The sequence below is a fragment of the Sulfitobacter mediterraneus genome, assembly GCF_003054325.1.
Classification (GTDB): domain Bacteria; phylum Pseudomonadota; class Alphaproteobacteria; order Rhodobacterales; family Rhodobacteraceae; genus Sulfitobacter; species Sulfitobacter mediterraneus.
Map to the genome: position 1 here is coordinate 131,038 of NZ_QBKU01000011.1, position 11,429 is coordinate 142,466.

The window sequence follows — 11,429 nt, forward strand, 5'->3', positions numbered from 1 at the left end:
CGCACCATAGCCATGCGGCGGGCGGTGTAAATGCCTATAGATCCTCGCCTTGCGGTCCAAGCGGTGCGCCCTTCGCCAACAGCGCCGCTTCGGACAACCAAGGATTGTTCTCAACCGCCTCCAGCAGTTGCTTGCGGGCCGCAGAAAGCTGGCCCAGGTTCATCAATGTCAGCGCCCGGCCCGACTGCGCGGCGACATGCAAAGGCTGCAACGCCAGCGCCGCATCGAGATCCACCAATGCTTTGGCATAGTCCTGCCGCAGGAAATGAATATAGGCCCGCTGATTGAAACCTTCGGCATACTCCGGGCAATACGCAACCAGCCGGTCAAAGGCCGCAAGCGCCCCAAGAAAATCGTAGGAATCGCGTTTGCGCATCCCGGCATCCAGCACCTCTTGGGCGGCCTCGTCCGGTGCCCTTAGCCAGACTTGCCACATGGCCTGCGATGCCCGCCGCCCATCGGTAAAGGTCTGTGCCGACTGCGCGTCAGCAAAAAGCCCAAGCAGTTCGGCGCGGGTGTCGGCAGGCGCGGGGCAATCCGCAAAAAGCGGCCCAGCCCAAAGGGCGGTCACCAACGCTGGGATCAAACTGGACCGGATCATCCCATAATAAAGAGCGCCCGGCCCTATTCCGTCAAGTGCCGTCCGTCAGCATGGTGCCTTTGACCGCCTCCATCGCGACATAGGTCGAGGTGTTAGAAACATGCGGCAGCGCCGAGATTGTCTCGCCCAAAAACCGCCGGTAAGCGGACATGTCGCGGGTCCGAACCTTGAGTAGGTAATCAAAATGACTGGCGATCATATGCGCCTGCTCAATCTCCGGCACCTTCAGAACGGCGGCATTGAATTTGCGCAGCGCGGCCTCGCGGGTGTCATCCAATCGCACCTCGACAAAGGCCACATGATCCAATCCCAGCCGGATTGGATCCAGCATGGCGCGGTAGCCTTGGATCACGCCGCTTTCCTCAAGCCGCCGCAGCCGCGCCTGCGTTGGGGATTTCGACAATCCGATGCGTTTGGCCAGTTCTGTGACCGAGATCCGGCCATCTTGCCCCAGAACACCAAGGATCGCTGAGTCGAAGCGATCCAAACTGACCTTTCCACTTTGCATCGCTGTTCTCCTGAAATTTGGTCATTATGACTTCGTTTTTTCATAAACTAAGTCATTCAGACCGTCAAATCCAGTGTACTTACGATAAATCCCTTCTGACTGGAGTTTCCAATGGCCCATGACGTCGCTTCCCCGCTGAGCTTGATGATTGATCAAGGTACCTACGCCGATCCTGAACAGGTGCTGCCCGAACTGATCCGCACCGCCGATCTGTCTGCGGATGCCCGCGCCGCGATCAGTGCAGACGCCGCTGCGCTGGTGCGCGGCATTCGCGGCGCCACGGCGCCCGGCATGATGGAAGTGTTTCTTGCCGAATATGGCCTCTCGACGGACGAAGGCGTCGCGCTGATGTGTCTCGCGGAGGCTCTGTTGCGGGTGCCGGATGCCGATACCATTGATGCCCTGATCGAGGACAAGATCGCGCCGTCCGATTGGGGCCGCCATATGGGGCATTCTACCTCAAGCCTCGTGAACGCATCCACTTGGGCGCTGATGTTGACGGGCCGTGTGCTGGACGACGATCAGCCCGGACCGGTGCGCCATCTGCGGGCCGCGATCAAACGTTTGGGGGAGCCGGTGATCCGCACCGCCGTGTCCCGTGCCATGAAGGAAATGGGCCGGCAGTTTGTATTGGGCGAGGATATCAACGCCGCGATGACCCGTGCCCAAGGCATGGAAAAGAAAGGTTATACCTATAGCTATGACATGCTGGGCGAAGCGGCGCGGACCGAGGCGGATGCCAAGCGCTATCACCTGAGCTACAGCCGGGCGATTTCGGCGATTGCCACGGCCTGTACTGACGAGGACATTCGCAAAAACCCCGGCATTTCGGTCAAGCTCAGCGCCCTGCACCCCCGTTATGAGGTCGCACAGCATGACGCGGTGATGCGCGATCTGGTGCCGCGTTTGCGGGCGCTGGCGCTGCTCGCGAAATCGGCGGGCATGGGGCTGAACGTCGATGCCGAAGAGGCCGATCGCCTGGCTCTGTCGCTGGAGGTGATTGACCGCGTGATGTCCGAACCGGCCTTGGCGGGCTGGGACGGATTTGGCGTTGTGGTACAGGCATTTGGCCCCCGTGCGGGCCGGGTGATTGATGCGCTTTATGAGATGGCACAGCGCCATGACCGCCGGATCATGGTGCGGTTGGTCAAGGGCGCCTATTGGGACACCGAGATCAAGCGGGCGCAGGTCGAGGGGATTGATGGCTTTCCCGTCTTCACCGAAAAAGCCGCAACCGATGTCAGCTATATCGCCAATGCACGCAAATTGCTGGGCATGACGGACCGGATTTATCCGCAATTCGCCACCCACAACGCACATACGGTTTGTGCGGTTCTCAAAATGGCACAAGACAAAGAAGCGTTTGAATTCCAGCGCTTGCACGGCATGGGTGAAACCTTGCATAACTTGGTTCTGGAACAGAACGGCACCCGCTGCCGCATCTATGCCCCCGTTGGTGCGCATCGCGATTTGCTGGCCTATCTGGTGCGGCGTCTGCTGGAAAACGGCGCAAACTCCAGCTTTGTGAACCAGATCGTTGATGAGGACGTCCCGCCAGAGGTGGTCGCGGCCGATCCGTTTGAGAGCCTCGGCCTTACTGGCATGGTGATCCCGAAAGGGCCGGAGGTCTTTTTGCCCCAGCGCGGCAATGCCATCGGCTTTGATCTGGCCCATACACCGACCTTGCAAGCGATTGATGCCGCACGCGACCCGTTTAAAGCCCACCAATGGCAGGCCGGTCCGTTGCTGGCGGTCGAGGCCAAGCCAGACGCCGCCACTGCTGTGGTTAATCCGGCCGATCCGGCCCTGTCACCGGGTGAGGTCCGCAACGCATCAAAGGCGGATGTAAAAGCGGCCCTTGATCACGCCGCGCCGTGGGATGCGCCCTTAGCCACCCGCCGTGATGTGCTGCTGAAGGCCGCCGCGCTGATCGAAGACAACTATGGCGAAATTTTTGCATTGCTGACGCGGGAGGCCGGAAAAGGCCTGCCCGATTGTGTCGCCGAACTGCGCGAAGGTGTTGATTTCTTGCGTTACTATGCCGGACAGGCCACCAATATGCCGCCTGCTGGGATTTTTACCTGTATTTCGCCTTGGAACTTCCCGATGGCGATCTTTGTCGGGCAAATCTCGGCGGCTTTGGCGGCGGGCAATGCGGTTTTGGCCAAACCTGCGGAGCAAACACCGCTGGTGGCCCATGTCACTGTGTCGCTGCTGCACAAGGCGGGCGTGCCGCGCAGTGCCTTGCAATTGCTGCCCGGCGGCGGCGCTGTTGGGGCAGCCCTGACCTCTGATCCGCGCATTGGCGGCGTGGCCTTTACCGGCTCAACCGCCACCGCGATGCGCATCCGTGCGGCGATGGCCAACCATTGCGCGCCCGGCACACCATTGATTGCAGAAACCGGCGGTCTGAACGCGATGATTGTGGACAGCACCGCCTTGCCCGAACAGGCCGTGCAGGCGATTGTCGAAAGCGCGTTCCAATCCGCAGGGCAGCGGTGTTCGGCCTTGCGCTGTCTCTATGTGCAGGACGACATTGCCGAAGATCTAACCAAGATGCTGATCGGCGCGATGGAGGCCCTCAAAATGGGCGATCCATGGCAGCTCAGCACAGATGTCGGCCCCGTGATTGACGCACAGGCCCGTAAAGGCATCACCGATCATATCGAGGCGGCCCGCAACGAGGGCCGCGTTCTGGCCGAGATCAAAGCGCCGACAGATGGCACATTCGTTGCCCCCACCATCATCCGGGTGAACGGCATTGCCGATCTGGAGCGTGAAATCTTTGGCCCCGTGCTGCATCTTGCGACGTTCAAATCGCATGAACTGGACAGTGTGATCGATGCGATCAACGGCACCGGATACGGGCTGACCTTTGGGTTGCACACGCGGATCGATGACCGGGTGCAACATGTCTCGGAACGGATCGAGGCGGGCAACGTCTATATCAACCGCAACCAGATCGGCGCAATTGTCGGCAGCCAACCCTTTGGCGGCGAAGGTCTTTCTGGTACGGGGCCCAAGGCGGGCGGGCCGAACTATCTGCCACGGTTCTCTGCGCCAGATCACAAATCTCTCGATGGAAACTGGGATGGCGTTCAGGGTGCATTGCCATCGCTGCCTGCTCATGGTCCGGCCTTGCCAATTGAGACCCTGTCGATGCCGGGGCCTACGGGCGAATCCAATCGCCTGTCCACCCTGCCCCGTCCGGCCTTGCTGTGTATGGGCCCGGGGGCCGATGTCGCCTCCGAACAGGCCCGCGCGGTTACGGCCCTTGGCGGCGTTGCTTTGCAGGCTGGTGGCGGTTTTGATCCAGCAGCGTTGACTGACGGCCCGGCCTATGGCGGCGTTCTGTGGTGGGGCGACGAAGAAACCGCACGGCAGATCGAACAGGCGCTGGCGCAGCGCAATGGCCCGATCTTGCCGTTGATCCATGGTCTGCCGGACACGGCACGGGTCCGCGCAGAACGGCACGTTTGTGTGGATACCACCGCCTCGGGCGGCAACGCGGCCTTGCTCGGCGCGGTCACCTAAACGGCATTGGGCCGGGCAGCATTGCCCGGCCCAATGCACAGATTGACCACACCTGCCTTGACCCCGGCGGACCAATCGCAGAGCGTGCGGTCATGTTTCCAATACGCGATCACAACCCGTCAGGGCGCACGCCCTATGTCACCTATGCCTTGATGGCGATGAACATCGGCATTTTTCTCAGCTATGTGCCGCTGTTGACCGAACCTAGGGCGCTCTATGCCTTTTATGATGCATGGGCATTGATCCCGGCGCGGATCGGCATGGGACAGGGGTTTGAAGGGCTTTTTACCTCGATGTTCCTGCATGGCGGCTGGATGCATCTTCTGGGCAACATGCTGTTTTTATGGATATTTGGCGACAATATCGAAGACGAGATGGGGCATGTCCGCTATATGTTGTTCTACATTGCCTGCGGTGTCGCTGCGGGGCTTGCACAGGTGTGGTTTGAGCCATCATCGCGCGTGCCAATGGTCGGCGCGTCCGGCGCGATTGCGGGTGTTATGGGCGCCTATCTGCTGCTGTTCCCAAAGGCCAAGGTCGATATCCTGATCATATTTGTGGTGTTTTTCCGCATCTTTCCAATCCCGGCATGGATTATGCTGGCGCTGTGGTTCGGCGCGCAGTTTTTGGGCGGTATTGCGGCCGATGCTGGAACGGGCGGCGTGGCCTATTGGGCCCATGCGGGCGGTTTTGTGGCCGGGTTGACCTTTGCACTGCCACTGTGGTTGCGGCGCGGCGCGGGATCGTTCTGGGCCCGCAATGAAGGACACCCGCCGCATCCCCCCGCCGAATATCCGATGCTCAAAAGCAGTATTCCAAAGGTGCGGCGCAAATGAGCAGTGATGCGATGGATATCCGCGCCAGTTGCCACTGCGGCGCTGTGATCTTATCGGCAACGCTGCCCCATGGCCTGTCCGATGCGGCCCGCTGCACCTGCTCGTTCTGCGCCCGCAGGCAGGCCGCTGCGGTCACCGCAACAACGGCATCGCTCAAGATCCTGAAAGGCGCGGACAACCTTGGTCTCTACACCTGGGGCACCCAAACCGCGCAGCATTACTTTTGCAAAACCTGCGGCATCTACACCCATCATCAACGCAGGTCCGACCCCGATGAATGCGGGATCAATCTGGGGTGTATTGACGGGGTCAAGACATGGGAGCACGAGCCGTTCCCATGGAACGACGGCGTAAACCACCCATCAGATCAATAGATCAGCCGCGCACGACCTTGGCAAAGTTTGAGAAGATCGCCTCGTTGGCGCAAATGATCTCACCATCCGTCAGAACATCGCCCGCAGGGTTCAGCGGCTCAACCAAGCCGCCCGCCTCTTTGACGATCAACATGCCCGCGGCCAGGTCCCAGGAATTCAAACGACGTTCCCAAAACCCGTCATAGCGGCCAGAGGCAACATAGGCCAAATCCAGCGCCGCAGAGCCCCAGCGCCGCACGCCCGCGCAGACCGGCATCAATCGCGCCAGATCTTGCAGCGTTGCAGGCAGATCAGAGCGGCCCCCAAAGGGCAAACCAGTTGCAAAGATGCTCTCGATCATGCGGTTCCGGCCCGACACACGCATCCGGCTTTCGTTCATCCAAGCGCCTGTGCCCTTTTCGGCAAAGAACATCTCGTCTTTGGCAGGATCAAACACCACACCCGCAACGATCTGGCCCTTGTGCTCCAGTGCGATGGAAATCGCCCAATGCGGCAGACCGTGCAGGAAATTGGTTGTGCCATCCAATGGGTCCACAATCCAGCGGCGCGTCGGGTCTTGGCCCGCCTCTTTGCCGCCCTCTTCGGCCAGCCAGCCATAGGTTGGGCGCGCGCCCATCAGCTCTTGCTTGAGCGTCCGTTCCGCTTCGAGATCTGCCTTGCTGACGAAATCCCCGGCACCTTTGACAGAGACCTGCAGGTTTTCGACTTCACGGAAGTCCTTGATCAATGCCCGGCCCGCCTTGCGGGCAGCCTTGATCATAATGTTGAGATTCGCACTGCCAACCATTTGCTGTACCTTCGATGGATCAGGCGCTGCGTATAAGCGCCAATGCCGCGAATGCCAAGGGGCAGATCCAAACTGACGCACCGTGATTTTGATCTGCCCTTGCAATCGCCGCACCGCCCGGCACCATGCCCCCCAATCAACAGATCAAAGGGAGAGACAGATGAGCGACCAGATGCAACAGATCGTGCTGGCCAGCCGCCCCACGGGCGCACCCAGCCAAGAGAATTTCCGCCTTGAGAGCGCGGCAATCCCCAGCCCTGGCGAGGGCGAGATCTTGGTAAAAGTCAGCCATATGTCGCTGGATCCCTATATGCGCGGCCGCATGGACGATGCAAAATCCTACGCCGCACCGGTGCCGATCGGCGGCAAAATGGAGGGCGGCAGCGTTGGTGTGGTCCTGTCATCCAACGCGCCGGGCTTTGCCGAGGGCGATCATATGTTCGGCCCGTTTGGTTGGGCCACACACAGCACCGCCAATGCCAAAATGTGCCGCAAGCTGGACCCGGCGCAGGCCCCCGTGACCACGTCACTCGGCGTGCTGGGCATGCCCGGTTTCACCGGCTGGCTGGGCCTCAAGGAATATGGCCGCCCCAAATCGGGAGAAACCCTCGCCGTTGCTGCGGCAACCGGACCAGTTGGCTCTATGGTCGGGCAGCTTGCCAAGGCGCAGGGGCTGCGCACGGTGGGCATCGCAGGCGGCGCTGAGAAATGTGCGTTGGCCAAGGGCAGCTTTGGCTTTGACGCCTGCATCGACCACCGCGCTTATGACAACGTCAAAGACCTGCGCAAAGCCATGAAAGAAGCCGCACCAGACGGCATAGACGTCTATTTCGAAAACGTCGGCGGGCCGGTTCTGGATGCGGCCCTGTCTTTGATGAACCCACATGGCCGTATCCCCGTCTGCGGGATGATCGCATGGTACAACGCGGGCGGTCTGGGTGCCGACGCTGCCGGTCAGGGGCTGACGGCGCCGAAAATTTGGCGCACGATCTTGGTCAACTTCCTCAGCGTGAACGGCTTTATCATCTCAAATCACTGGGACCGCTTCCCAGAGTTTGTCGCAGAGGTCGCGCCAATGATCGCCGATGGCAGGGTCAAATACCAAGAAGACATCACCGAAGGGCTGGAAAACGCACCGCAAGCCTTCATGGATTTGCTGACCGGCGGCAATCACGGCAAAGCGATTGTGAAAGTCGGCTGACACCCGGGGCCTTGCCCCGGACCCCAGAGGTTTAAGGGCCAAATGAAGAAAAAGGCGCTCTTCTCTTCATTTGGCTCAAAAAACCTCCGGGGGAATCGCCGTTTGCGGCGATGGGGGCTGGCCCCCTATTGCGCTTGCAGTTTACGGGCCTCTTCCCCAGCCAGACGCAACAACTCGTCCATGAACGGTTTGCCCAGATCATCCTCGCGCACGGCGGCATAAAGCCGGCGGGTGATGCCGTCTTTGGTGAGGGGGCGGGTGACATAGTCAGAGCTGTATTTCACCTCGCGCACCACCCAATCGGGCAGCACGGAAACACCGCGATTTGACGCGACCAGCAGCAAGATCACCGCCGTCAGTTCAACCTGCCGGATGGCGGCGGGTTCGACTTTGGCGGGGATCAACAACTGGCTGAAGATATCCAGCCTCGTGCGTTCTACTGGATAGGTGATGAGGGTTTCCGCGCGAAAATCTGCGGCCTCTACATAGGTTTTTTGTGCCAGAGGATGGTTGGCCGATGCGACAAAAACTGGATTATAATCGAAGAGTTCAACAAATTTCACGCCCGGCAGTTCCTCTGGGTCGGAAGACACCACCAGATCGACCTCTTCGCGCAGCAGTGCGGGCAGCGCGTCAAAGGCCAGACCGGGGCGGATGTCCACATCCACATCCGGCCAGGCGCGGCGGAAGTGTTCGAGCACCGGAAACAGCCATTCAAAACATGCGTGGCATTCGATGGCGATGTGCATGCGCCCGGTGCTGCCCTCGCGCAGACCGGCAAATTCGTCCTGCAGCGCCTGCACCTGCGGCAACACCTGCTGCGCCAGTTTCAGCAGCCGTTGCCCTGCGGGCGAAAGCTTCAGCGGCTTGGAACGGCGCACAAAAAGTTCCACTCCTGCCTGATCTTCCAGCCCTTTCACCTGATGGCTGAGCGCGGATTGCGTGATGTTCATCTGTTCGGCGGCGCGGGCCAGACCGCCGGCCTCGTGGATGGCCTGAATCGTACGCAGGTGACGGAATTCGATATGCATATGAGGCATCACTCATGTTCAAGATGAAAGTTATGAATTTGTCTCACATCAAGAAACATGAGACAAGCAAGGAAATTCGCACATGAGGATCACCGCTATGCCAACCCCTGCCGTTTCATTTGAGGTTTTTCCACCCCGTAACGTGGATGCCGCGTTCAAACTGTGGGACACCGCGCAGGCGCTGGCCCCGTTGGCGCCGCGGTTTTTCTCGGTCACCTATGGCGCAGGCGGCACGACGCGCGACTTAACTCATGATGCAGCGCATGTTCTGGCGCGGACCTCTGGCTTGCCGGTGGCCGGGCATTTGACCTGTGTCGGCGCCAGCCGCGCCGATACCTTGGCCGTTGCCAAAGGGTATGCTGAGATCGGCGTGACCGATATTGTTGCTCTTCGCGGCGATCCTGAAGGCGGGGCGGAAACATTCACCCCGCATCCTGACGGGTTTCAGGACAGTTGCGAGCTGATCACAGCGCTGGCGGAAACCGGCACCTTCAACATTCGTGTGGGTGCCTATCCTGATGTGCATCCCGAAGCGTCAGACGCCCAAGCCAATGTTAACTGGCTCAAGCGCAAGTTTGAGGCGGGCGCAGATGAGGCGATCACCCAGTTTTTCTTTGATGCCGACAGCTTTCTGCGGTTCCGTGATGCCTGTGCCAAAGCGGGCATCGACAAGCCGGTGACCCCCGGTATTTTGCCCATCGTAAACTGGAAATCCGCCCGCAGTTTTGCCCAGCGCTGTGGCACCCCGATCCCCGATTGGCTGGATCAGGCCTTTGACGCGGCGATCCGGGATGATCGGCATGATCTGTTGGCCACAGCCCTGTGCACGGAAATGTGCAGCAAGCTGGTGGATGAAGGGGTTGATGCCTTGCATTTTTACACCCTGAACCGCCCCGATCTGACACGCAACGTGTGCCGGGCCTTGGGTGTCATGCCGCAGATTGCCCTTTCGGACGTGGCGTAACAGCTTGCACTTTCACGGTTTTGCGCCCTAGCATTTGCGCAAATATCCAAACCGGAGAGTGCCATGCCCCGCGTTGCCGAACGCCCCGAAGACCTGCTGAGCCAAAGCGAGGCGTTGTCCTTGTCGGGGCTCGAATTCATGCAGCGGATTGTGGATGGCACGAACCCCGGTCCGCCGATCGGTCAGACCATGGGTTACACACTGTTAGAGGTTGAAGATGGCCGCGCCGTGTTTCGCGGTGCGCCCACATTCATGATGACCAACCCAATGGGCACGGTGCATGGCGGCTGGTATGGCACCTTGCTGGACAGTGCGATGGCCTGCGCGGTGATGACCAAAGTGCCGCGCGGCAGCGTCTACACAACGTTGGAATACAAGATCAATATCCTGCGGGCGATCCCGATTGGCATGGAGGTCGACACCATCGGCATCGCAGATCATGTCGGCCGGTCCACCGGGGTAGCACATGGTGAAATCCGCGGTGTTGAAGATGGCAAGCTTTATGCCACCGGATCGACAACCTGCATTGTGATGAAGCTCGGCTAGCGCGTCACCGCATCAACGAGGCTTGAGCGCACGGGTTTTGCGCGCCCTTGGTGTTCTTGCAGCGTCTCATGCAGGCGCTCTGACGGATCGGCCCCAACCTTGCGCTTGCGGCGGCTCATGAACATTTTGCCGTAGCCGCGCCATTTGCCCGCAGAGGGCGCATCAATGTCCTGATCAAATCGCAGCTTCCATCCGGCGGGCATCGGCAGTCCGGTCTCTTCGATCCGGGCCAAAAGCCACACCAGCGGGATATTGGCCAAGGGCCGCGCGGCCTCATACCCGCCAAGCTGACCGCCAACATCACCATGGGTGCCGCGAAACCAAACCTGTTCGACGTGGCCATTGAACCCGGCATGGGTTTCCCAAAGCACCGGCGCAAAGGCGAGGCGGGATTCGTGAAACGCCAGCGCGTGAAATCCGTTGCGAATGGTCCCGCCCAAATCATGGTTGTGAAAGGCATGGCGCGGCTCCGTCAAACGCCACAGCACCGGGGCGTTGATTCCGAGGGATTTGACCGTATCCCAGACGCCAATCGCCTCAATCTCGACCCGCTCATGGCAATGCACATCGGCGAAGGCCCGCGCCGCAGCGCCAAACGGGTTGTTCTCATAATGACGGTAAGCATCGCGGATGTTCCGCTCGGTCGCGCAATCGGCCCGGAGCAGACCGACCTGATCCATGATGCCTGCAAGGCTGCGCACCGCATAGGCACCGCGCGAATAGCCAAGCATATATATCTTGTCACCGGGTCTGAACCGCGAAGCCAGATAGCCATAGGCGCGTTTGATCTGGCGGTTGATCCCCCGCCCCATCGCCACATCCACAGCGGACCGCCAGTCGCGCCATTGCAGACCCGGCTCATAATAGATGGAAATGTCGCTGCCCATCTCGCGCAGCAGGGCATAGGCGCGGCCTGCGTTGGTCTGGCTCTCCGGATCGAGGGAAGACATCGTGCCGTCGAGGATGATCACATGGGTGACATTGCCCCGCCGCGGACCGAAGTCAGAGGCAGGGCGATGCCAAAGACGCCCGAACAGGCGGCTGAGA

11 protein-coding genes are annotated in these 11,429 nt (G+C 60.2%); 6 read left to right on the top strand and 5 right to left on the bottom strand.

The window, feature by feature from the left end; translation table 11 throughout:
- Positions 1–34 precede the first annotated feature (34 nt).
- Together C8N31_RS16810 and C8N31_RS16815 are read right to left on the bottom strand one after the other, a co-directional pair.
- Positions 35–601, bottom strand: a complete 567-nt coding sequence (locus tag C8N31_RS16810) for a tetratricopeptide repeat protein (RefSeq protein ID WP_025046698.1) — start codon at positions 599–601, stop codon at positions 35–37.
- A gap of 31 nt (positions 602–632) precedes the next feature.
- Positions 633–1,109: an Lrp/AsnC family transcriptional regulator gene (locus C8N31_RS16815; protein WP_025046697.1), complete on the bottom strand. Its 477-nt coding sequence runs from the start codon at positions 1,107–1,109 to the stop codon at positions 633–635.
- 111 nt (positions 1,110–1,220) lie between these two features.
- Between C8N31_RS16815 and putA the strand changes: the two genes are divergently transcribed.
- From putA to C8N31_RS16830, 3 genes are all read left to right on the top strand, one after another.
- On the top strand, positions 1,221–4,643 hold the full coding sequence (gene putA / locus C8N31_RS16820) for a bifunctional proline dehydrogenase/L-glutamate gamma-semialdehyde dehydrogenase PutA (protein WP_025046696.1): 3,423 nt from the start codon (positions 1,221–1,223) through the stop codon (positions 4,641–4,643).
- Positions 4,644–4,735: 92 nt separating this feature from the next.
- The gene (locus tag C8N31_RS16825) at positions 4,736–5,479 is read left to right on the top strand and encodes a rhomboid family intramembrane serine protease (protein ID WP_025046695.1); all 744 of its coding nucleotides are present in this window, start codon (positions 4,736–4,738) and stop codon (positions 5,477–5,479) included.
- Complete coding sequence (locus tag C8N31_RS16830) at positions 5,476–5,853, top strand: GFA family protein (protein ID WP_231476677.1); 378 nt, start codon at positions 5,476–5,478, stop codon at positions 5,851–5,853. Before C8N31_RS16825 ends, C8N31_RS16830 begins: the two co-directional genes overlap by 4 nt.
- 1 nt (position 5,854) lies before the next feature.
- On the opposite strand, the gene C8N31_RS16835 is transcribed toward C8N31_RS16830, so the two are convergent.
- Positions 5,855–6,640, bottom strand: coding sequence for an inositol monophosphatase family protein (locus C8N31_RS16835; protein WP_025046693.1), 786 nt, complete (start codon positions 6,638–6,640; stop codon positions 5,855–5,857).
- Between the two features lie 160 nt (positions 6,641–6,800).
- Between C8N31_RS16835 and C8N31_RS16840 the strand changes: the two genes are divergently transcribed.
- Positions 6,801–7,841, top strand: a complete 1,041-nt coding sequence (locus C8N31_RS16840; RefSeq protein ID WP_025046692.1) for an NADP-dependent oxidoreductase — start codon at positions 6,801–6,803, stop codon at positions 7,839–7,841.
- 125 nt (positions 7,842–7,966) lie between these two features.
- Here C8N31_RS16840 and C8N31_RS16845 read toward each other — a convergent pair whose 3' ends face one another.
- Positions 7,967–8,872, bottom strand: coding sequence for a LysR family transcriptional regulator (locus C8N31_RS16845; protein ID WP_025046691.1), 906 nt, complete (start codon positions 8,870–8,872; stop codon positions 7,967–7,969).
- 97 nt (positions 8,873–8,969) lie between these two features.
- On the opposite strand from C8N31_RS16845, the gene metF reads away from it, so the two are divergent.
- Both metF and C8N31_RS16855 read left to right on the top strand, forming a co-directional pair.
- Entirely contained in the window at positions 8,970–9,836 is an 867-nt protein-coding gene (metF, locus tag C8N31_RS16850) for a methylenetetrahydrofolate reductase [NAD(P)H] (RefSeq protein WP_025046690.1), read from the top strand.
- 63 nt (positions 9,837–9,899) lie between these two features.
- Positions 9,900–10,382: a PaaI family thioesterase gene (locus tag C8N31_RS16855; protein ID WP_025046689.1), complete on the top strand. Its 483-nt coding sequence runs from the start codon at positions 9,900–9,902 to the stop codon at positions 10,380–10,382.
- On the opposite strand, the gene C8N31_RS16860 is transcribed toward C8N31_RS16855, so the two are convergent.
- Positions 10,379–11,419, bottom strand: a complete 1,041-nt coding sequence (locus C8N31_RS16860; RefSeq protein ID WP_051544558.1) for a DUF2235 domain-containing protein — start codon at positions 11,417–11,419, stop codon at positions 10,379–10,381. The genes C8N31_RS16855 and C8N31_RS16860 overlap by 4 nt on opposite strands.
- Between the last annotated feature and the right edge of the window lie 10 nt (positions 11,420–11,429).